The sequence below is a fragment of the Pseudomonas sp. M20 genome (assembly GCF_045037865.1).
In the GTDB taxonomy this organism is placed as follows: Bacteria; Pseudomonadota; Gammaproteobacteria; order Pseudomonadales; family Pseudomonadaceae; genus Aquipseudomonas.
Genome location: NZ_CP173611.1, coordinates 1,075,722 through 1,098,327, shown reverse-complemented (window position 1 = coordinate 1,098,327; position 22,606 = coordinate 1,075,722). Strand labels below are relative to the sequence as shown.

17 protein-coding genes are annotated in these 22,606 nt (G+C 59.1%); 8 read left to right on the top strand and 9 right to left on the bottom strand.

What is annotated here, in order from left to right; all coding sequences use genetic code 11:
- The first annotated feature begins 60 nt into the window (after positions 1-60).
- Positions 61-642, top strand: coding sequence for a PilZ domain-containing protein (locus tag ACI514_RS04945; RefSeq protein WP_016986736.1), 582 nt, complete (start codon positions 61-63; stop codon positions 640-642).
- 14 nt (positions 643-656) lie between these two features.
- Positions 657-1,379, top strand: coding sequence for a glycerophosphodiester phosphodiesterase (locus ACI514_RS04940; protein ID WP_016986737.1), 723 nt, complete (start codon positions 657-659; stop codon positions 1,377-1,379).
- 42 nt (positions 1,380-1,421) lie between these two features.
- Here ACI514_RS04940 and sthA read toward each other — a convergent pair whose 3' ends face one another.
- Together sthA and ACI514_RS04930 are read right to left on the bottom strand one after the other, a co-directional pair.
- Positions 1,422-2,816, bottom strand: coding sequence for a Si-specific NAD(P)(+) transhydrogenase (gene sthA / locus ACI514_RS04935; RefSeq protein WP_007984277.1), 1,395 nt, complete (start codon positions 2,814-2,816; stop codon positions 1,422-1,424).
- Between the two features lie 197 nt (positions 2,817-3,013).
- Positions 3,014-4,030: an FAD:protein FMN transferase gene (locus ACI514_RS04930; protein WP_405123177.1), complete on the bottom strand. Its 1,017-nt coding sequence runs from the start codon at positions 4,028-4,030 to the stop codon at positions 3,014-3,016.
- Positions 4,031-4,120: 90 nt separating this feature from the next.
- On the opposite strand from ACI514_RS04930, the gene ACI514_RS04925 reads away from it, so the two are divergent.
- On the top strand, positions 4,121-5,422 hold the full coding sequence (locus ACI514_RS04925) for an MFS transporter (protein WP_405123176.1): 1,302 nt from the start codon (positions 4,121-4,123) through the stop codon (positions 5,420-5,422).
- Positions 5,423-5,592: 170 nt separating this feature from the next.
- Here the strand turns inward: ACI514_RS04925 and ACI514_RS04920 are convergent, their stop codons facing one another.
- Positions 5,593-7,056, bottom strand: coding sequence for a glyceraldehyde-3-phosphate dehydrogenase (locus tag ACI514_RS04920; RefSeq protein ID WP_016986741.1), 1,464 nt, complete (start codon positions 7,054-7,056; stop codon positions 5,593-5,595).
- Between the two features lie 354 nt (positions 7,057-7,410).
- On the opposite strand from ACI514_RS04920, the gene mfd reads away from it, so the two are divergent.
- From mfd to ACI514_RS04905, 3 genes are read left to right on the top strand one after another with little or no spacing between them, the layout of a single operon-like run.
- Positions 7,411-10,860 carry a transcription-repair coupling factor gene (mfd, locus tag ACI514_RS04915; RefSeq protein WP_160058817.1) on the top strand — a complete coding sequence of 1,150 codons (3,450 nt, stop codon included), beginning with the start codon at positions 7,411-7,413 and terminating at the stop codon, positions 10,858-10,860.
- Positions 10,861-10,870: 10 nt separating this feature from the next.
- Positions 10,871-11,437: a CsiV family protein gene (locus ACI514_RS04910; protein WP_160058818.1), complete on the top strand. Its 567-nt coding sequence runs from the start codon at positions 10,871-10,873 to the stop codon at positions 11,435-11,437.
- 11 nt (positions 11,438-11,448) lie between these two features.
- The gene (locus tag ACI514_RS04905; protein ID WP_405123175.1) at positions 11,449-14,139 is read left to right on the top strand and encodes a DEAD/DEAH box helicase; all 2,691 of its coding nucleotides are present in this window, start codon (positions 11,449-11,451) and stop codon (positions 14,137-14,139) included.
- Between the two features lie 148 nt (positions 14,140-14,287).
- Here ACI514_RS04905 and ACI514_RS04900 read toward each other — a convergent pair whose 3' ends face one another.
- From ACI514_RS04900 to ACI514_RS04885, 4 genes are all read right to left on the bottom strand, one after another.
- Positions 14,288-17,581, bottom strand: a complete 3,294-nt coding sequence (locus ACI514_RS04900; protein WP_405123174.1) for an SNF2-related protein — start codon at positions 17,579-17,581, stop codon at positions 14,288-14,290.
- A gap of 9 nt (positions 17,582-17,590) precedes the next feature.
- The gene (locus ACI514_RS04895; RefSeq protein ID WP_016986745.1) at positions 17,591-18,328 is read right to left on the bottom strand and encodes an S-methyl-5'-thioinosine phosphorylase; all 738 of its coding nucleotides are present in this window, start codon (positions 18,326-18,328) and stop codon (positions 17,591-17,593) included.
- Between the two features lie 12 nt (positions 18,329-18,340).
- Positions 18,341-19,351, bottom strand: a complete 1,011-nt coding sequence (gene nagZ / locus ACI514_RS04890; protein ID WP_405123173.1) for a beta-N-acetylhexosaminidase — start codon at positions 19,349-19,351, stop codon at positions 18,341-18,343.
- Between the two features lie 158 nt (positions 19,352-19,509).
- Positions 19,510-20,217: a TetR/AcrR family transcriptional regulator gene (locus ACI514_RS04885; protein WP_160058821.1), complete on the bottom strand. Its 708-nt coding sequence runs from the start codon at positions 20,215-20,217 to the stop codon at positions 19,510-19,512.
- 229 nt (positions 20,218-20,446) lie between these two features.
- On the opposite strand from ACI514_RS04885, the gene lexA reads away from it, so the two are divergent.
- Complete coding sequence (lexA, locus tag ACI514_RS04880) at positions 20,447-21,055, top strand: transcriptional repressor LexA (protein ID WP_003226590.1); 609 nt, start codon at positions 20,447-20,449, stop codon at positions 21,053-21,055.
- A 10-nt stretch (positions 21,056-21,065) separates the two neighbouring features.
- Positions 21,066-21,539, top strand: coding sequence for an SOS-induced cell division inhibitor SulA (gene sulA / locus ACI514_RS04875; RefSeq protein WP_116030904.1), 474 nt, complete (start codon positions 21,066-21,068; stop codon positions 21,537-21,539).
- 94 nt (positions 21,540-21,633) lie between these two features.
- Here sulA and ACI514_RS04870 read toward each other — a convergent pair whose 3' ends face one another.
- Positions 21,634-21,867, bottom strand: coding sequence for a hypothetical protein (locus ACI514_RS04870; protein WP_003226592.1), 234 nt, complete (start codon positions 21,865-21,867; stop codon positions 21,634-21,636).
- 106 nt (positions 21,868-21,973) lie between these two features.
- On the bottom strand, positions 21,974-22,498 hold the full coding sequence (locus tag ACI514_RS04865; RefSeq protein WP_007910470.1) for a DUF6586 family protein: 525 nt from the start codon (positions 22,496-22,498) through the stop codon (positions 21,974-21,976).
- Positions 22,499-22,606: the final 108 nt, after the last annotated feature.

Genomic DNA, 22,606 nt, shown 5'->3' with positions numbered 1-22,606 from the left:
TGTGGCGGGGGTCGATAACCAGCTTTACACTCAGACCACCGCCGCTACCATGGGTTCGCCATGTCGACATTAGATGAAGAAGATCGCCGCGAATACTACCGTATCGAGGACACGATCGCACTGGAAATTCGGCCCCTGTCCGCTCCCGAAGCCGCAGGCCAGGAAGTGTTGCAGGATGCTTCCCCACTCTTCAACCTGCTCAGCGAACTGCACCTGAGCGAATTCGAGTCGCAGCACCTGTTGCGCCAGATCAGCGAGCGCGACCGGGCCATCGCTGCGTTCCTGAAATCCCAGAACAAGCGCATCGACCTGCTTAGCCAGGTGGTCGCCCTGACCGTGCTCGGCCATATCGGCGAGCCGCAACCGGTGATCATCTCCGAAGGCGGGATCGACTTTCAGTATCCGACGCCGATTGCCACCGGTGCACACCTGTCGGTGAAACTGGTGCTGATGCCGCAAGCGCTGGGCCTGCTGCTGCGCGCACGTGTCACCCATTGCGACCGCAAGGGCGAAGGTTATGACGTCGGCACCGAGTTCGAACACTTGACCGATGCCCAGCGCCAGTTGCTCGCCCGCTATATCTTGCAGAAGCAGGCACAGGAACGACGTCTGGCCCGCGAACAGAACGAATCAGGCATTTAATTTAAGGAAGAACCGTGACTCTCATCTACGGCCACCGCGGCGCCAAGGGCGAAGCACCGGAAAACACCCTGAGCAGTTTTCAGGAATGTCTCAAGCACGGCGTGCGCCGCTGCGAACTGGATCTGCACCTGTCCAAGGACGGTGAGTTGATGGTCATCCACGACCCGACCCTCAAGCGCACCACGGAGCGGCGCGGCAAAGTTGTCGAGCACAGCGCCGCCGAACTGGTCACTTACGACGCGCGCAAGGGTGGCCCGGGCTGGATCAAGCCGTGCCCGATTCCGACGCTGGAAGAGTTGTTCGAAAAGTGCGATTTCGAGCACTGGCAACTGGAAGTCAAAAGCGCTTCACGCACTCGCGCGGCAACCACGGTGCTGGCGATTCGTGAAATGGCCCAACGGCATGGCCTGCTCGACAAGGTGACGATCACCTCGAGTTCGCGGGAAGTGTTGAAAGCGGCGCTGGATCTGGTGCCGGATGTGTCGCGCGGACTGGTCGCCGAATACGCCTGGCTCGACCCGTTGAAGGTCGCGGCCAGTTATGGCTGTGAGATTCTTGCGCTGAACTGGACGCTGTGTACGCCGGAACGCTTGCAGAAGGCGCAGCGTCAGGGGCTGCATGTGTCGGTGTGGACCGTCAACGAGCCTGCACTGATGCGCAGACTCGCCGACTTCGGCGTTGACAGCCTGATTACAGACTTTCCCGGTTTGGCCACTGCCACCCTCGAGAATTGCTGAAATCGGTCTCCCCGGCCGGCTCAGGCCACCGGCCGGAGCCCGTCAAAAAAGCCGGTTGAGGCCGTCGTACGCCGCTACCCGATAGGCTTCGGCCATGGTCGGGTAATTGAACGTGGTGTTGACGAAGTACTTCAGGGTGTTGAGTTCGCCCGGCTGGTTCATGATCGCCTGACCGATGTGGACGATCTCCGATGCCTGATAACCGAAGCAGTGCACGCCCAGCACTTCCAGGGTTTCACGGTGGAACAGGATCTTCAGCATGCCTTGCGGCTCGCCGGCGATCTGCGCACGCGCCATGCTCTTGAAGAACGCCTTGCCCACTTCATACGGCACTTTGGCCTGGGTCAGCTCCTGCTCGTTCTTGCCGATCGAGCTGATCTCCGGAATGGTGTAGATGCCGGTCGGCACGTCATTCACAAAGCGCCAGCTACCGTTATCAACGATGCTGCCAGCAGCCGAACGACCCTGGTCGTGGGCGGCACTGGCCAGGCTCGGCCAGCCAATCACGTCACCGGCGCCGTAGATGTTCGGCACGCAGGTGCGGTAAGCCTCGTCGACTTCGATCTGGCCACGGCTGTTGACCTTGACGCCGATGTTTTCCAGACCGAGCTGGTCGGTGTTACCGGTACGGCCGTTGCACCAGAGCAAGGCGTCGGCCTTGATCTTCTTGCCGGATTTCAGGTGCAGGATCACGCCGTTATCGACGCCTTCAACGCGATCGTAATCTTCGTTGTGGCGCACGGTGATGTTGTTGTTGCTGAAGTGATAGCTCAACGCCTGGGAGATTTCCGAGTCGAGGAAGCTCAGCAACTGACCACGGTTATCGACCAGCTCAACCAGTACACCCAGACCACTGAAGATCGACGCGTATTCGCAACCGATCACGCCGGCGCCGTAAACGATCAGTTTACGCGGGGTGTGGCCGAGGCTGAGGATGGTGTCGCTATCGTAGATACGCGGGTGGTGGAAATCGATGTCCGCCGGGCGATAAGGACGCGAGCCGGTGGCGATGATGATGTGCTTGGCCACCAGTTTTTCGACCACACCGTTGGCGCAGACCACTTCGATGGTTTGCTCGTCGGCGAAGCTGCCGGTGCCGAAGAACACGTCGACGCGGTTACGGGCGTAGTAGCCAGTACGCGAAGCGACTTGTTTGGAAATAACCTTTTCGGCACTTTTCAACACGTCCGGGAAGGAGAACCAGCGTGGCTCGCCGATCGCCCGAAACATGGGATTGGTGTTGAACTGCATGATCTGCCGCACCGAGTGACGCAGTGCCTTGGACGGGATGGTACCGAGGTGGGTGCAGTTGCCGCCGACCTGGCGACGGCTGTCGACCATCGCGACCTTGCGCCCTGCTTTGGCGGCGTTCATTGCCGCGCCTTCTCCCGCCGGGCCAGAACCCAGTACCACCACGTCGTAGTTGTAGACAGCCATGCGTACTCCTCAGAACAGGCCGCGGTGCCAGCAGCACCGGCGGCTAAATCACGCCGAACGGCGGCGCGAAGGAACAATTGGGGGTCAATCAAGAACCCGGACACAGTCTATAGAAGCGTCAACGCCGCGCACATTAACCCTTGGTCGCGTCGTAGGCTACTTTTGCCTGCACTACAACGCCAGCTTTCGTATTGTTCTCAGTCAGTTTTCTTGCCACTGAGGCGTTCGAAAGCCGTGTTGGTGCGGACGACAAAACCTGTATCGGCACGAATCACAAAGAATGCACCAATGTCATGTTTTTCGGCATAGTCCCACGCCCTTTCCGGGCCGAGAATCAGCAACAGCGTCGATAGTCCATCGGCCATCAGCGCTGAAGGATGAATCACCGTGACTGACGCCAGGTCGTGTAGGACCGGTGCACCAGTCCGTGCATCGAAGGTGTGGGAATAACGCCGGCCGCCCTGCAGGAAATAGTTACGGTAGTCGCCGGAGGTGGAAACGCCATAGCCGTCGACATCGATGATGCGCTCGGCGACCTGTTGATCGTCACGGGGCTCTTCCAAGGCGATGCGCCAGGGTGAGCCATCGAGCTTTCGACCCTTTGCCTTTAACTCACCCGTGGCTTCAGCGAGGTAGTCGTGGATGCCCATGGCATCGAGCCTTACCGCGATGGTGTCGACGGCATAACCGGCGGCGATGCTGTTGAAATCGACTTCGACGGCGGCGTCCTTGCACAACTGATCGCCATTGATATGCAGATGATGGTGGCCAACCCGTTGCATTACTTCAGCCAGCGCAGCGACATCAGGGACTTTCTCTTCGCGGCCTTGTGGGCCAAAGCCCCAGAGGTTCATCAGCGGTTCAACGGTCAGGTCGTAGGAGCCTTCGCTTTGCGCTGAGAGCTGTTCGCCTGTGCGGACCAATTCGAGTATCGACCCAGGCATTTTCTGGCAGCTGTTGGCGGGCAAAGCGTTGAAGCGCTCGATGTCCGAGTCATTGCGATAGGTGGACAACTGCCGGTCGACTTCGCGGAGGATGCCCTCCACTTCACTGCGAACCTGCGTCGCGTCAGGCATGCCAGCGTGACGCACGTACTTGATCGAATACGTGCTGCCCATGGTCGGCCCGCCGAAGCGTTCCATGGACTCGCCATTACCGCAGCCAGCCAATACGCCAGCCAGAATCACAAGCCCAAACAAGCGTCCAGTGAACAATTATTCATCTCTCCGTAAAACCGCGGCGGCCATTATGAATTAAAGGATCTGCAACATCTTTATACAAAATCCAATAGTGAGTACCTGAACATGTCCTCCATCACGGGCAAAGGCAAAGCGATCTTTCGCGTTGTCAGCGGCAACTTTCTCGAAATGTTCGACTTCATGGTCTATGGCTTTTACGCCACGGCCATCGCCAAAACCTTCTTCCCCACCGACAGTGCCTTCGCTTCGCTGATGCTTTCGCTGGCTACTTTTGGTGCCGGTTTCCTGATGCGTCCGCTGGGGGCGATTTTCCTCGGCGCCTACATTGACCGCCATGGTCGTCGCCAAGGACTGATCATCACGCTGGCGTTGATGGCTGCCGGTACGGTGCTGATTGCCTGCGTGCCGGGCTACGCCACCCTCGGCGTCGCCGCACCGCTGCTCGTACTGTTTGGCCGCTTGTTGCAAGGTTTCTCAGCCGGCGTGGAACTGGGTGGTGTGTCTGTCTATTTGGCCGAGATTGCCACACCGGGCCGCAAGGGCTTCTTCGTCAGTTGGCAGTCTGCGAGTCAGCAAGCGGCGGTGGTCTTCGCCGGCTTGCTCGGCGTCGGCCTCAACCACTGGCTGAGTCCGGAACAAATGGGTGACTGGGGCTGGCGCGTGCCGTTTCTGATCGGTTGCATGATTGTGCCGGTGATCTTCGTCATTCGTCGCTCGTTGGAGGAAACCCCAGAGTTCCAGGCCAGAAAACACCGCCCTACCCTGCGGGAAATCGTCCGCTCGATCGGTCAGAACTTTGGCATCGTCATCGCTGGCATGGCGCTGGTGGTGATGACCACGGTTTCTTTCTACCTGATCACCGCGTACACCCCGACGTTCGGCAAGGCTGAGCTGCACCTGTCGGACTTCGACGCGTTACTGGTGACGGTATGTATCGGTCTGTCGAACTTCTTCTGGTTGCCGGTGATGGGTTCAGTGTCCGACAGGATCGGACGTAAACCCCTACTGCTGGCGGCGACGATTCTGGCAATTCTGACGGCCTACCCTGCCCTGTCGTGGCTGGTGGCGAACCCGAGCTTCAGCCATTTGCTGATCGTCGAGTTGTGGTTGTCGTTCCTGTACGGCTCGTACAACGGCGCGATGGTGGTGGCGCTGACCGAGATCATGCCGGTGGAAGTGCGTACGACCGGGTTCTCGCTGGCTTACAGCCTGGCGACAGCGACGTTCGGCGGGTTTACCCCGGCGGCGTGTACGTATCTGATTCATGTGCTGGATAACAAGGCTGCGCCGGGGATCTGGCTCAGTGGTGCGGCGGTGTTGGGGTTGATTGCGACGCTGGTGTTGTTTCGTGGCAATAAGCATGAGTTACGCACCGCGCAAGCGGCCATACCCGGCGGCGCTCGTTAAATAGCTATCGCGAGCAGGCTCACTCCTACATTGGATCTGTGTCGTTCACAAATCCCCATGTAGGAGTGAGCCTGCTCGCGATGAGGCCGGTACTGACAACACACTTCTAAAAGGCACACAAACAAAAACGCCCCGACCAAAGTCGGGGCGTTTTCATGTGCAGCTATCGCTTAGCGCGGGAACGCTGGCGGATTCACATCAGCCATGTCTTCCATCACGCGGATAACCTGGCAGCTGTAACCGAACTCGTTGTCGTACCAGACGTACAGAACAACGCGGTTGTCCTGAACGATGGTCGCTTCAGCATCGACTACACCGGCGTGGCGCGAGCCCACGAAGTCGGTCGAAACCACTTCCTGCGAATTGACGAAGTCGATTTGCTTGTGCAGATCGGAGTGCAGCGCCATGTAGCGCAGGTACTCGTTCATCTCTTCACGGGTGGCGGCTTTCTCAAGGTTGAGGTTGAGAATGGCCATCGACACGTTTGGCGTCGGAACACGGATCGCGTTACCGGTCAGCTTGCCGGCCAGCTCAGGCAGGGCCTTGGCAGCAGCGGTGGCAGCACCGGTCTCGGTGATGACCATGTTCAGCGCGGCGCTACGACCACGGCGATCGCCCTTGTGGAAGTTGTCGATCAGGTTCTGGTCGTTGGTGTACGAGTGAACGGTTTCGACGTGACCGTTGATGATGCCGAACTTGTCGTTTACTGCTTTCAGCACCGGCACGATGGCGTTGGTGGTGCAGGAAGCGGCGGACACGATCTTGTCATCAGCGGTGATTTCACCGTGGTTGATGCCGTGAACGATGTTCTTCAGCTTGCCTTTGCCAGGCGCGGTCAGAACAACGCGGTCGATACCCGGGCACTGCAAGTGCTGGCCCAGGCCATCAGCGTCACGCCATACACCGGTGTTGTCCACCAGCAGCGCGTCTTTGATGCCGTACTGGGTGTAATCCACCTCGGTCGGGTTCTTCGCGTAGATCACCTGGATCAGGTTACCGTTGGCGGTGATGGTGTTGTTTTCTTCGTCGATGGTAATGGTGCCGTTGAACGAACCGTGTACCGAGTCGCGACGCAGCAGGCTGGCGCGTTTGGTCAGATCGTTTTCGGCGCCTTTGCGCACGACGATGGCACGCAGACGCAGGCCGTCGCCACCACCGGTTTTTTCGATCAGGATGCGCGCCAGCAGACGGCCGATACGACCGAAGCCGTACAGCACAACGTCGGTGCCTTTACGTGCGGAAGCGTTTTGCTGGCCAACCACGTCAGCCATCTCTTCACGAACGAATTGCTCGGCGCTGCGGCCATTGCCTTCGTTACGGAATTTGAACGCCAACTTGCCCAGATCTACCGAAGCCGCGCCGAGCTTGAGCTCGCTCATGGCTTTGAGCAGTGGGAATGTTTCGTGGACGGAGAGTTCGCTGTCGTCGGAAGAACGGTGGCGCGCAAAGCGGTGAGCTTTGAGAATCGCGATGACAGACTGGTTGATCAGGCTGCGGCCATAGATCGAGCTCACCACGTTGTTATTGCGGTAGAGCTGACCGATAAGCGGAATCATCGCTTCTGCGAGTGCTTCACGGTCGATCCATTCACCAAGACACTGGTCGGGCTTCTGAGTCACGGTAACCTTCCACATGTAGGGGCAGAAAAAAGGGGCTACATTATGCCGCCGACAACCTCATTCAGCAATGCGCGCTTGTCGCGAAATCGGTAACAACATTCCGTTCAAAAAAATTACGCCCCTCTAAAGCCCAGTAAAACCGGGGCTTCCAGCGCAGTCAATTTTTCGACGACTGTTAGACGATGTCTGTAACCCTCCGTAACACCACCCGGTTTCGGCACTACATAATCGCTAAAAAACGGCTGGTTTTTATGGTTACCACTACATTTCGTCCAAACAACGAAGATAGACGTAGTCTGCAACTGACAGGCGGCACCGGACGCCGCTACAATTACCGACTTTGTCGCAAAGCCTGGAGCTCAACCTTCCGTGCCCGTTCTGCGTCTACCGCTACTCCCTGCCGAGGCAGGTAAACAGCATTGGGGCAATCTGCCCGGTGCTGCCCTCAGCCTGGCGATTGCCGAGGCTGCCAGCGCTGCCAAGCGCTTCACCCTGCTACTGACCGCCGACAGCCAGAGTGCTGAACGACTGGAACAGGAGCTGAGTTTCTTCGCCCCGGATTTGCCCGTGCTGCATTTCCCCGACTGGGAAACCCTGCCGTACGACCTGTTCTCGCCGCACCAGGACATCATTTCCCAGCGCATCGCCAGCTTATACAGGCTGCCGGAGCTGGCGCATGGCGTACTGGTGGTGCCGATTACCACGGCGTTGCACCGCTTGGCGCCGACCAAGTTCCTGCTCGGCAGCAGTCTGGTACTGGATGTCGGCCAGAAGCTCGACGTTGAACAGATGCGTGCGCGCCTCGAAGCCAGTGGCTATCGCTACGTCGACACCGTTTATGAGCACGGCGAGTTCACCGTACGCGGCGCGCTGATCGATCTGTTCCCGATGGGCAGTAAACTGCCCTACCGCATCGACCTGTTCGATGACGAAATCGAGACCCTGCGCACCTTCGACCCGGAAAACCAGCGTTCCATCGACAAGGTCGATTCGGTCAAGCTGCTGCCGGCCCGTGAGTTTCCGCTGCAGAAAGACGCGGTCACCCGTTTCAAGGCACGCTTCCGCGAGCGTTTCGACGTCGACTTCCGGCGCTGCCCGATCTTTCAGGATCTGAGCAGCGGGATTACCCCGGCCGGTATCGAGTACTACCTGCCGCTGTTCTTCGACGAAACCTCGACGCTGTTCGATTACCTGCCGCAAGACACGCAAGTGTTCTCGCTGCCAGGCATCGAGCAAGCGGCGGAGAATTTCTGGAACGACGTGCGCAATCGTTATGAAGAGCGCCGCGTAGATCCATCGCGTCCTTTATTGCCACCCGCCGAATTGTTCCTGCCGGTGGAAGACTGCTTCGCCCGCCTGAAGAGCTGGCCGCGTGTGGTCGCCAGCCAGCAAGACGTGGAAAGCGGCGTCGGCCGCGAGCGCTTCCCCGCGCAGGCACTGCCGAATCTGGCGATTGAAGCCAAAGCCACGCAACCGCTGGCAGCGCTGTCGGCATTTCTCGATGAATTCCCCGGTCGCGTGCTGTTCACCGCCGAATCCGCCGGCCGTCGCGAAGTGCTGCTGGAGTTGCTCGAACGTCTGAAGCTGCGCCCGAAAACCGTCGATAGCTGGCCGGACTTTGTCGCGAGCAAGGATCGTCTGGCGATCACCATTGCCCCGCTCGACGAAGGCCTGATGCTCGATGACCCGGCGCTGGCACTGGTCGCGGAAAGTCCGCTGTTCGGCCAACGCGTGATGCAACGTCGTCGCCGCGAGAAACGCAGCGACGTCAGCAATGATGCGGTGATCAAGAACCTCACCGAGCTGCGCGAAGGTGCGCCGGTGGTGCACATCGACCACGGCGTCGGCCGCTATCTGGGCCTGACGATTCTGGAAATCGACAATCAGGCGGCCGAATTCCTCACCCTCGAATACGCCGAGAACGCCAAGCTTTACGTGCCGGTGGCCAACCTGCATTTGATTGCGCGCTACACCGGCAGCGACGATGCCCTGGCCCCGCTGCACCGCCTCGGCTCCGAGGTTTGGCAGAAAGCCAAACGCAAAGCCGCCGAACAGGTGCGCGACGTTGCCGCTGAATTGCTCGACATCTATGCCCGCCGCGCTGCTCGCGAAGGCTACGCATTTGCCGACCCGAAAGCCGATTACGCGACGTTCAGCGCCGGTTTCCCGTTCGAAGAAACCCCGGATCAACAGTCGACCATCGAAGCCGTGCGCGAGGACATGCTCGCGCCGAAACCGATGGATCGACTGGTCTGCGGCGACGTCGGTTTCGGCAAGACCGAAGTGGCCATGCGTGCAGCGTTCATCGCCGTACACGGTGGCCGTCAAGTGGCGATTCTGGTGCCGACCACCCTCCTCGCCCAGCAGCATTACAACAGCTTCCGCGACCGCTTCGCCGATTGGCCGGTGACCGTCGAAGTGATGAGCCGCTTCAAGTCGGCCAAGGAAGTGAACGCGGCGATCGCCGATCTGGCCGAAGGCAAGATCGACATCGTCATCGGCACGCACAAGCTGCTGTCCGACGACGTCAAAATCAAAAACCTCGGGCTGGTGATCATCGACGAGGAGCACCGTTTCGGTGTCCGTCAGAAAGAACAGCTCAAGGCCCTGCGCAGTGAAGTCGACATTCTCACGCTGACCGCCACGCCGATTCCGCGCACGCTGAACATGGCGGTGTCGGGTATGCGCGACCTGTCGATCATCGCCACGCCGCCGGCGCGACGTCTGTCAGTGCGCACCTTCGTCATGGAGCAGAACAAGAGCACGGTCAAAGAGGCCCTGCTCCGCGAATTGCTGCGTGGCGGTCAGGTTTACTACCTGCACAACGATGTGAAAACCATCGAGAAATGCGCTGCTGACCTCGCCGAGCTGGTACCGGAAGCACGCATCGGCATCGGTCACGGACAGATGCGCGAGCGCGAACTCGAACAGGTGATGAGCGACTTCTATCACAAGCGTTTCAACGTGCTGATAGCCTCGACCATCATCGAGACCGGTATCGACGTGCCGAGCGCCAACACCATCATCATCGAACGCGCTGACAAGTTCGGTCTGGCGCAACTGCACCAGTTGCGTGGTCGTGTCGGCCGAAGTCACCACCAGGCTTACGCTTACCTGCTGACGCCGCCGCGCCAGCAAATCACTTCGGACGCGGAAAAGCGTCTGGAGGCGATCGCCAACACTCAGGATCTCGGTGCCGGTTTCGTCCTGGCGACCAACGACCTGGAAATCCGTGGCGCTGGCGAACTGCTTGGCGATGGTCAAAGCGGACAAATTCAGGCTGTGGGCTTCACGCTGTATATGGAGATGCTGGAACGCGCGGTGAAATCGATCCGTAAGGGCGAGCAACCGAACCTCGACCAGCCGCTCGGCGGCGGCCCGGAAGTCAACCTGCGGGTGCCGGCGCTGATTCCGGAAGACTATCTGCCGGACGTTCACGCGCGGCTGATCCTGTACAAGCGCATCGCTTCGGCCACCGACGAGGAAGGTCTGAAGGATCTGCAAGTCGAGATGATCGACCGTTTCGGCTTGTTGCCGGAACCGACGAAAAATCTGGTGCGCATCACGGCGCTGAAGTTGCAGGCCGAGCAGTTGGGCATCAAGAAGGTCGACGGCGGGCCGCAAGGTGGGCGCATCGAGTTCGAAGCGCAGACGCCGGTCGATCCGATGACGCTGATCAAACTGATCCAGAGCCAGCCAAAACGCTACAAATTCGAAGGCGCGACGATGTTCAAGTTCCAGGTACCAATGGAACGCCCGGAAGAGCGCTTTAATACTGTAGAGGCGCTGTTTGAGCGCCTCCTCCCGAAATCTGTTTGAAGGACGCCCAATGCGCCTGTTTCGTTCGCTGACTTTGCTACTGACCTTCGTAGCACCTATGGCGTTTGCCGATGACCTGTATCAGGTCGAAATGATTCTGGTGCGCCAGAACGCTGTGCCGGCCATCGTCAGCCGTGCCGCGCCGGAAGACTGGGCCGCTGGCGCTCTGCGCCTGGGTGAGGACAGCAAACGCACACCTGCGCTGAATGACGTGGTGACCAAACTCACCGCCAGCGGCGATTACAGCGTGCTGATGCACAAGGCCTGGCAGCAAACCCTCGGCGAAGCGCCGGCGAAAGTCGCGGTCAGCGACGGCCAGGAGCAGTTCGGCCAGTTCCCGATCGAAGGCACGCTGGAGATGAAGCTCGGGCGCTTCACCGACGTGACTGCCGACTTCTGGGTCAATCAGATCGACGCCAATGGCCTGGTCACTGCCAGCGAGCGCCTGAAACAGGACAGCCACACCAAGAATGGCCAGCTCAACTATCTCGACAACGGCCATCTGGCCCTGCTGATCAAGATCACTTCTCTGACCGCGCCTGCGCCACGGGAAGCACCTGAAGCGATTCCGGACTGATCGAAGTCCTTATGAACCCGCCGCTGAGTAAACCGTTGGCGCCCTCCTGGGTCAGCCGATTCAAGGAACAGAGCCTGGAGCGTGGCCGTCGCTACGCCCTGGAAAACCGGGTACGCATCGCCCAAGTCGGCGATGCAACGATCACCGCCAGTTGCGAAGGCTCTGGCGGTAACGTGTACCGTCAGACCATTCACCTGCGCGAGTCAGCCAAAGGCACCTTGCTGCTGGTCGATGCCGGCTGTACCTGCCCGGTTCGCAGCAACTGCAAACATTGCGCAGCGGTGCTGCTGAAAGTGCAGGAAACACTCGATTACCCCGCCGCAGCCAAAGACGCCGAGCTGTTGGAGAAACTTCAAGCCGTGCTGGAAAACCGTGGCCCGAAAGCGCCGCCGCAAGTGCTGGTCGATAACGTGCAGCCGTTGCCACGCCTGTGGCTGGCCAGTGTCGAGTTCAGCGCTTTCGAACCGCGCAACGGCAAGATGCAGCGCTACATTCAGCATCGCGCGGCGCTGTCATTCAGCTATCTGGATGAATATGTCAGCGGACAAAAGAACAGCGATATCCTGATTCGTCAGGAAAGTCAGACGCTACGTGTCAAACGTCACCCGGATGTCGAGCAGTCCTACCGCGAACAGTTGCGCATCCTCGGCTTTCGCATCGCCACCCGCCAGAGTAAAGCCCTGCCGGAAAGCGCCGGCGAGCTATACGAGATGGTCAACGACAGCGCCTGGTTGACCTTCACCCTCAACGACCTGCCGAAACTGCGCAGCCAAGGTTGGGAGCTGCAGATCGATGAGGAATTCGGCTTCGATCTGACCGCCGTGGATGATTGGTATGCCACCGTAGAGCAGGTGCCGGATCGCGACTGGTTTGATCTGGAACTGGGGATCATCGTCAACGGTGAGCGCCTGAGCCTGCTGCCGATTTTGCTCAACCTGATGCGCTCGCACGCGGAAATCCTCAACCCGGAACGCCTCGCGCGCCGTCGCGATGACGAGCTGATTCTGGTCAACGTCCCGCAACGCAATATTGAGCACGGGCCACTGCAGGTGGCGTTGCCTCTGGGCCGGTTGAAACCAGTGCTGATGACGCTCGGCGAGTTTTATTTGCAGGAGCCGGGCGAAACCACCCTGCGCCTGAGCAAGGCCGACGCCACTCGCCTCAACTCTCTGGAAGGCCTGCCGCTGCTGTGGGAGGGTGGCGAGCAGATCCGCACGTTCGCGCAACGCCTGCGCGATATTCGTGATTTCAGCGTTGAAGCGCCGCAAGGCCTGAATGCGACACTGCGCCCGTATCAACTTGAAGGCTTGAGCTGGATGCAGTCGCTGCGGCAACTGGAGGTCGGCGGGATTCTTGCGGATGATATGGGGTTGGGTAAAACCCTACAGACCCTGGCGCATATTCTCAGCGAGAAAAACGCCGGGCGTCTGGATCGGCCGTGCATGGTGGTGATGCCAACCAGCCTGATTCCGAACTGGCTCGATGAGGCGGCGCACTTTACGCCACAACTGAAAGTGGTCGCGCTGTACGGCGCCACGCGCAAGAAGCACTTCGACAATCTGGGCGATTTTGACCTGATCCTCACCACTTACGCACTACTGCCCAAAGACGTCGAACGTCTGGCCAGGCAGCCGCTGCATGTGTTGGTGCTGGATGAAGCGCAGTACATCAAGAATCCCAACAGCAAAGCCGCACAGGCCGCCCGAGAGCTGAACGCACGCCAGCGCCTGTGCCTGAGCGGTACGCCGTTGGAAAACCACTTGGGCGAGTTGTGGTCACTGTTCCATTTCCTGCTGCCGGGCTGGCTCGGCGACGTGAAAAGCTTCAACGCCGATTACCGCGTGCCGATTGAAAAGCGCGGTAGCGAAGTCAGACTTCAGCACTTGAACGGTAGGATAAAACCGTTTCTGCTGCGCCGGACCAAGGAACAGGTTGCCACCGAGTTACCGCCGAAAACCGAGATCATCCATTGGGTCGACCTCAACGAAGCGCAACGCGATGTGTATGAAACCATGCGCCTGGCGATGGACAAGAAAGTCCGCGACGAGATCACCCGCAAAGGCGTGGCGCGCAGCCAGATCATCATTCTTGAGGCGCTGCTCAAATTGCGCCAGGTCTGCTGTGATCTGCGTCTGGTCAACGACGCCACCCTGCCCGCTCGCGGCAGCACCTCGGGCAAGCTCGACAGCCTGATGGAAATGCTCGATGAGTTGTTCGAAGAAGGACGGCGGATTCTACTGTTCTCGCAATTCACCTCGATGCTGTCCTTGATCGAGGAAGAGCTGAAAAAACGCAACGTGTCCTACGCGCTACTGACCGGCCAGACCCGTGATCGACGTACGCCGGTGAAAGAATTCCAGAGCGGTAAGCGTCAGATTTTTCTGATCAGTCTGAAGGCTGGTGGCGTGGGCTTGAACCTGACGGAAGCGGATACGGTGATTCACTACGACCCGTGGTGGAACCCGGCGACCGAAAATCAGGCGACGGATCGGGCGTACCGGATTGGTCAGGAGAAACCGGTGTTCGTTTACAAGATGATTGCCCGGGGCACTGTGGAAGAGAAGATTCAGCACCTGCAAAAGGAAAAATCCGACTTGGCGGCAGGCGTGCTGGATGGGCGCAAGGCCGGGGACTGGAAGTTGCAGAGTGATGATATCGAAGCGCTGTTTGCGCCGTTGCCGGATAAGGCCGACAAGCGTTGATATCTGCGTGGCCTGTTAGATAGCTATCGCTGGCAAGCCAGCTCCCACAGGTATCGAGTTGGAACACAGTTTTGTGTACGACTCAAAACCCTGTGGGAGCTGGCTTGCCAGCGATGGGGCCATCAGATATTGCTCTATTACTTAGGGCTCAACCCTTGGCAACAGGCAACGGCGCAAACAGCGCCTCAATGTCACTCTGCTCCAGCTTCCAGCCACCCGTCGTTCCACCTTCAAGCACCGCCCCGGCCAACGCGGCTTTCTCCTGCTGCAACGCCTGTATTTTTTCCTCTACAGTGCCGCGAGCGATCAGCTTGTAAACAAACACCGGATTATTTTGCCCGATTCGATAGGCACGATCGGTTGCCTGATTCTCCACCGCCGGGTTCCACCAAGGGTCGAAGTGGATCACCGTGTCCGCAGCGGTCAGGTTCAAACCGGTACCCCCGGCCTTCAGACTGATCAGAAACAGCGGCACCTTGCCGCCCTGAAAATCCTTCACCGGCGTGCGCCGATCCGTGGTATCACCGGTCAGCAGCGAATAGGCAATGTCACGTTGCTGCAATTCTTCCTCGATCAAGGCGAGCATCGAGGTGAACTGCGAAAAGAGCAGGATTCTGCGACCTTCACCGAGCAGTTCTTCGAGCATCTCCATCAAGCTGACCAGCTTGCCACTGCCGGAGCGCAGTGCCTTTGCTGTTATCGGCATGTTGATCAGGCGCAAGTCGCAACAGACCTGCCGCAGCTTGAGCAATGCATCAAGAATGATGATCTGACTGCGCGCCACGCCACTGCGGGCAATTTCGTCGCGCACTTTTTTGTCCATAGCCACGCGAACCGTTTCATAGACATCACGCTGGCCGTCGCTGAGATCCACCCAATGAACAATCTCGGTTTTCGGCGGCAACTCGGTGGCGACCTGATCCTTTTTGCGGCGCAGTAAAAACGGCTTGATGCGCGCTGTCAGATGTTGCATGCGCTGAACATTGCCGTGCTTTTCGATTGGCGTGCGGTAATCGCGATTGAAGGACTTGCTATCGCCAAGCCAACCCGGCATGAGGAAATGAAACTGCGACCAAAGCTCGCCCAAGTGGTTTTCCAAAGGCGTGCCGCTCAGGCACAAGCGCTGGCGGGCCTGCAGGTCACGGGCCGCTTGCGCGGCTTTGCTGAGCGGGTTCTTGATGTTCTGCGCTTCGTCGAGAATCAGTACGCTCCACAGCTGCGGCTGCAAGGTCTCCAAATCCCTTGGCAGCAACGCGTAAGTGGTCAGCACCAGATCGTACTCAGCCAGATTAGCGAAATCCTTTTGCCGCCCCGTGCCGTGCAGCGCCAATACTTTCAACTGGGGGGTGAAACGCTCGGCCTCGTCGAGCCAGTTGGGAATCAGGCTGGTCGGCATCACCGCCAGAGCCGGACAATCAAGACGACCGGCGTGTTTTTCCGTGAGCAGATGCGCCAAGGTTTGCAGCGTTTTGCCCAGCCCCATGTCATCGCCCAGAATGCCGCCGACCTCAAGCTCGCGCAGGGTCTGCATCCAGTTCAGGCCTTCGAGCTGATAGGGGCGCAGTTGCGCGTTAAGGCCGGCCGGTGCAGCGACCTGGGTGTGACTGGAATTCTGCAAGCGCTTGGCGAAGGTGCGCAGCCGCTCGCCACCCTGCCAATCCAGCGGTACGCCATCGAGCATACTCAAGCGCGCGGCATCCGGAACACTCAAGCGCAGTGCATCGCCCTGATGACCGCCCAGGTACAACTCGCCCAGCGTGGCCATCAGCGGCTTGACGCGACTCAGCGGCAGCGCGACCTTGGCGCCTGAAGGGTCGCCAAAACCGCTGGGTTTCAGTTCGATCAGGAGTTTTTCGTCATCGCTGCGTTGTGCCAGATTGACCGGGTCAAGCAAGCGCGGCTGGGTGCGCAACAAGTGCAGAAGGATTGGTAGCAAACTATAGCGCTGGCCATTGACGACGATACCCAACTGCAAATCAAACCACTGATGCCCAGCCTCTTCTTCGACCTCGGCGTACCAATGCTCAACCGGATGCACATTGAAATGAAAGCCGGGACTCATCTCCACTTCCCAGTTCGAGGCGCGCAACGTGGCAAGCCCTTCGTGCATAAACCCGAGCCAGGCGGAATCATCCGGCAACGTGAACATCTCGCCGGGACGATCCAGCGAGCTCTTGCGCGTGGCTTTCTTGAAGCCGAGCCTTTGCAGGATCTGGCGCAGTTTCTTTTCCACCGCAGGCTGGCGTTGGATGCGCTGGGTTTCGGTACCGTTGAGGATCATCACTTCCGGGTTGCGATCCACCGTCGGCTGGCCGTTGTAGGTAAACACCAGAGCGGCGCGGTGCTCAAGAATGTATTCCCAGCGCGAGCGCTCCCGACCGCTGACGAGGGTGAGTTGCGGCTGCGGAAGTACGTCGTCGATGACTCGTTCGGTCAGTTGGTGGGGCGGCGGGATTCTCGTCGCGGCGCTCATGCGATGGCTGAACTGCATGGCCTGACGCGCCGGAATGTCCGGCGCCAGAGTCAAATGACTGGCCAGCTTTTCTTCCAGTTCATTGAACAGAGGGCCAATCTGCCGCTGTTCACGATCCAGGTAATAAAGCGGCTCCAGCGCCAGCACAGTTTCCTGCGCAGCCTCGGCACTGCTCCACTGCGCACGGAAACCGCCGTCGGCCTGCTCGGCCCAGGCGAACTGGCCGATGCGTTTCGCGCCAGACTCCAACGGTTGCAGATCCTCGAAATCGAGGAACAGCCGCGAGGTGCGCAGGAGCATTTCCAGCAATTCGGCGCCGCTGCTGCCTTCCAGCGGATAACCGCTGTAATAGGCGTGGTGGGAGTGCATGGCAACCAGCAGCCTGGCGACGCGCAGATCCAGCTCGGACAGGTAGCCGGGCTGACGCATGAGCATTTCCGCCAGCGAATACATCGGTTTGACTTCGCGTAACTCGCCGCTCTTGAGCTGGGAAACCTTGAAAATATCGAGCAGCCACTTGCCGCTCACTGACGTTGGCTTGAGCTTGTAAAACAGGCGCGCGCCTGCGGTTTGCGCGCCTTCTTCGGCGGGCTTGGCCGGCACGGGAATGGTCGAAAGCCAATGCTCCAGCGCCCGCCCCAAAGGGATCTGTGCGTCACTTTCAGACGCATCATCTGCACTGCCCTGCAGGTGATAGAGCACCGCAGCGCAGTGCTTGCAGTCGATTACGACAGGACAGCTGCACAGACAACGCAAGTTGACGGAACCCAGCCGATCTTCGGACAAGTAAATGCTTTGTTCATACGCCTGACTTTCCGAACCGACGCAGAACGCCTCGATCTTTTTGTCATTGATCTCGATGATCTCTACCCGGTCATCGGCAGCATAAGCGCGAGCCTTGGCCAGCGCCTTGCTACTGAATGCCTGAGTCCAGGCCAACGACTTGAGCCGTTCGATGAGAATACTCATGAACAGCCCTTAGCCGGCCAACACCCGCGCCAATGCCGACTTAACCTTGCCCATGCCGTCATGCAAGGCCTGCTCGATCTCGGCCATGGTGATTACTTCGGTGGTTTTTCCCGCTGCCGGGTTAACCACCAGCGCCAGACAGGCGTAATCCAGATCCAGCTCCCGGGCCAGTGCAGCTTCCGGCATGCCGGTCATACCGACGATGTCGCAGCCATCGCGCTCAAGACGCACGATCTCGGCGACCGTTTCCAGACGCGGGCCCTGGGTGCAGGCGTAAACGCCTTGATCACTGTATTCGCAACCTTCGGCAGCCACGGCGGCGATCAATTGCTGACGCAACGGCTCGCTGTAGGGAAAGCTGAAGTCGATGTGGGTGACGTGCTCCAGATCATCGGCGAAAAAGGTGTGCTCGCGGCCGCTGGTGTAGTCGACGATCTGATGGGGCACGCAGAAATGACCCGTGCCCATCGCTGGATGAATACCACCCACCGCGTTAACGGCAATGATCGCTTCGGCACCGGCCTGCTTCAACGCCCACAGGTTGGCGCGGTAGTTGACCTTGTGCGGCGGGAAGCGATGCGGGTGGCCATGACGGGCGAGGAACAACACTTCCTTGCCAGCGTATTCGCCAATTTGCACGTCGGCCGATGGCGCGCCGTAGGGCGTGTCTACCGCCAGCGATTGGCGAATGGTCAGGCCTTCCAGTTGGGTCAGGCCGGTGCCACCGATGATTGCGTAAACCGTCATAGCGAAAAATCCTTAATCGATCAGTTGAGCGTCTTTGAGCGCGCCGATGGCGGTGAGCCAGCGCGGATCCTGACGGTAATCGGTGCTGGCGAATGCCTGACCGCGCATGCGGGCGATGCGCGCAGACGGCTTGACCTTCATGCGTTGTGCGGCGCTCAGGGCCAGTTCGGCAGCGGCGCGGTCGTTGCACACCAGGCCCATGTCGCAACCGGCTGTGAAAGCGGCTTCGATGCGGCTGGCGGCATCGCCAACCACGTGAGCACCGGCCATCGACAGGTCATCGCTGAAGATCACGCCGTCAAACTGCAATTCGCCGCGCAGGATGTCCTGTAACCAGCGGCGGGAGAAGCCGGCAGGCTGCGAATCGACTTGCGGATAGATGACGTGCGCCGGCATGATCGCGGCCAATTGTTTGCTGAGTTTTGCGAAGGGTACGAGATCGTTGGCGCGGATCTCGTCGAGGCTGCGCTCGTCGTTCGGGATCGCGACATGAGAGTCGGCTTCGGCCCAGCCGTGACCGGGGAAATGCTTGCCGGTGGCGGCCATGCCTGCGCTGTTCATGCCACGAATGAATGCACCGGCGAGTAGTGCCGCGCGCTCGGGATCACCTTCGAACGAACGGGTGCCAACGACGGCGCTGCGCTGGTAATCCAGATCGAGCACCGGGGCGAAGCTCAGGTCGAGCCCGACCGCCAGCACTTCGGTGGCCATGATCCAGCCGCATTGCTCGGCCAGGTATTCAGCATTCGGGTTGTCGGCGATGGCACGCATGGCCGGCAGACGCACGAAGCCCTGACGCAGACGCTGCACGCGACCGCCCTCTTGATCCACCGCCAGCAGCAGATCCGGACGAATCGCGCGAATCGATGCGCTGAGTTCACGCACCTGGCGTGGATGCTCGATGTTGCGCGCGAAAATGATCAGGCCGCCCACTTCGGGCTGACGCAACAATTGGCGATCTTCAGCCGTCAGCCAGGTACCGGCGACGTCCACCATCAACGAGCCTTGCAGGCCAGCAGTCATAGAGATTCCTTGAAAACGAAAAACCCGATCTGCAGGAAATCGCTACCGTGAGCAATGCTCGGCAGGTCGGCAATTTCTATGAGGATCGGGTTCAGAACGAGAGTCGGCATGGGCGGCTAGCTTAGCGGATACAAGCTGCCGCGCCCACCCGTGCGCGGTTAAACCTTGGCGGCGACCGGCGTTGATTTGCTGCGTGGACGCAGCTGTGCAGTGGCCATTGCCGCGTCGGTGACACCGGTTTCGGCACGCATGCCTGCTGCGAGGAACGGTACCATCAGGCGCATGACTTGCTCAATGGAGGTATTGACGCCGAAATCAGTCTCGGCGATCGCGCGCAAAGCCTTGATGCCGGACATGCTGAACGCGGCAGCACCGAGCATGAAGTGCACGCGCCAGAACAGCTCAATCGGCGGAATGCGTGGCGCTGCTTCGTTGACCAGCATCATGTAGCGGCGGAACACCTTGCCGTACATGTCTTCCAGATAACGGCGCAAGTGGCCTTGGCTTTGGCTGAATGCCAGGCCGAGCAAACGCATGAAGATCGACAGGTCGTTGCCGCTGCGCGGCTGAACCACGAGGGCTTGCTCGACGAGGATTTCCAGCAGTTCTTCGAGCGTCGGCTTGTTTTCAGGCTTGGCCTGACGCCGCTCCAGCTCTTTATCGAGGCTGATGCAGAACGGCCCGAGGAAGCGCGAAAAAACCGCCTGGATCAGGGCTTTTTTCGAACCGAAGTGATAGTTCACCGCTGCCAGATTGACGCCAGCCTTGCTGGTGATCAAACGCAATGAGGTTTCAGCGAAACCTTTCTCCGCGAACAACTGCTCGGCAGCATCAAGAATGCGTTCAACGGTTTCCGACTGGGCCATGGCTACTCCGCCTGACAAACACTTGTTTGAAACATACGTTTCAGCCTGTGCCTTGTCAAGCCTGCCGGTTCGTTTTGGGAATGGTCGGTCAGTTATTTAACCACACAAGCCCAACTCATCAATAAGCACGAATGCCGACCGTCTGGCGGCCTGCAAAAAAACGGGCATTGCCAAGGGCGCTTCACTGTATATAATCCCAGTCACTGTATAAAAAGACAGAGCGATCAATATGCTAAAGCTGACGCCACGCCAAGCCGAGATTCTGGCCTTTATCAAACGCTGCCTCGAAGACAACGGCTACCCGCCAACCCGCGCGGAAATCGCTCAGGAACTGGGCTTCAAGTCGCCAAACGCGGCTGAAGAGCATCTCAAGGCACTGGCCCGAAAAGGCGCCATCGAGATGACTCCCGGCGCTTCTCGCGGTATTCGCATTCCCGGCTTCGAAGCCAAGGCCGACGACTCTACCCTGCCGATCATTGGCCGGGTCGCTGCCGGCGCGCCGATCCTCGCCCAGCAGCACATCGAAGAATCCTGCAACATCAATCCGGCCTTCTTCCATCCACGCGCCGACTATTTGTTGCGCGTGCACGGCATGAGCATGAAGGACATCGGCATTTTCGACGGTGACCTCCTCGCCGTGCACACCACCCGCGAGGCGCGTAATGGCCAGGTTGTCGTCGCCCGCATCGGCGATGAAGTGACCGTCAAACGCTTCAAGCGTGAAGGCAGCAAGGTCTGGCTGATTGCCGAAAACCCTGAGTTCGCCCCTATCGAAGTCGACCTGAAAGATCAGGAACTGGTGATCGAAGGCTTGAGTGTCGGCGTGATTCGCCGCTAAAGGAGGCTTTATGCAGTTCCCACACACCCCTCAGCAAACACAACTGCCTTTATTCGAAGCGTTTCTGGCACAACCGATGGCGCCGATCCTCAAAGAGGTCGTCGAGCGCCCGTGGATTGCCGAACCTGAAGTATTCAGCGAGCTGTCACTGCGCGGTGCTACCGGGAACTGCCTGAACCTGCTTGCCCCGATCCTTCGCGAACTCAGTGAAGATCAGGACGCGCGCTGGCTGACACTGATCGCACCACCTGCCAGCCTTACCCAAACCTGGCTGCGGGATGCCGGGCTGAATCGCGAACGCATTCTGCTGCTGCAACCAAGGGGCGCTCAAAGCGCTCAACAACTGGCGTGCGAAGCTCTGAAGCTGGGTCGCAGTCACACCGTAGTCACTTGGCTCAACCCGCTGAACGCAAATTCACGGCAACAACTGATCAACGCCGCACGCACGGGCGATGCTCAGAGCCTGAATATTCGTTTGGGTTAATTGGTGGTTATACGCGCTGTGTGAAGCGCAGGGCTTCTCCAGGGACAGAGAAGCCGATCTGAAGCGGTAACGTCAAAAAGTAAAAAGACGGGGATCAATGAAGAACCCGCGGCCCTTCTTCCTTATCAAATTCGCCTTCGACCATTCGACCGGCCATTTGCACGCCGACGCTTAACATCGCCTTGGCGATCTCCACATGCTGACCTTGCAGGAACGCCTTGGCATCCTCGGAGAAATCCAGCGTCACCAGAGAACCCTCGTCCTCGGCCCTGCGCAGCTCGATTCGGCCGTCGGGTAACTCGACAATTTCTAGAAAGGACGTTGGCATATAGGTCTGTTCTCCACGAAAGGCAGGGATTATATAGACATCATTCAGGCTTCGCTCGGGATCTTGACCAGCAGCATGTTTCAGATTGCCACCGTGTCAATCGCCCTCAGCACTCGTTCAAGCCTTCGCGGAAACGTATCGCCAGACCTTTCAAGTTCTGCCGCCAGCTCTCCAGCTCCTCTCGACTCAACTCTTCTGGCGCTTCTTCTTCGTCCAGATTAATCGCCTGAATCAACGGTTGCGTCACATCACCCTTCGGCTTGTGCGGCACTCGTGGCGGTTGAAACAGCGCCGAATGCGCTGCCAGCAGTTTTGCCAACCAGGTTTCCGAATTGCCCGCCAACTCAACCATTTCGGCCAGTTCGGGAATTGCGATCGACTCCAGCACTTCACGCGTCAGCAGCATCTCGGCCCGCGGCGCATTGGCCTGCGGCAGACGATAGAAGCCCGCGATCTCATGACAAAGCCCCAGCAAGGCGCCGTACAGGTGAAACAGCGCCGATTCACGCCCAGCCTGAATCAGCGCCAGAGAATTCATCGCACGCCCTTCTTCAGCACGAGCCAAGGCTTCGAGCGACAGGCCGGCGAAATAGATCTTCTGATTGGTGCGGGTATAGAGTTCGTGAGCCATGACGGCGCTCTCCACAACGAAATAATTGCTTCACACAGGCCGGACAGTGTCGTGGATCAGCCGATCCCACCGCAAGCACAAAACAAAAAGGCCGCCTGAAAACCCAAG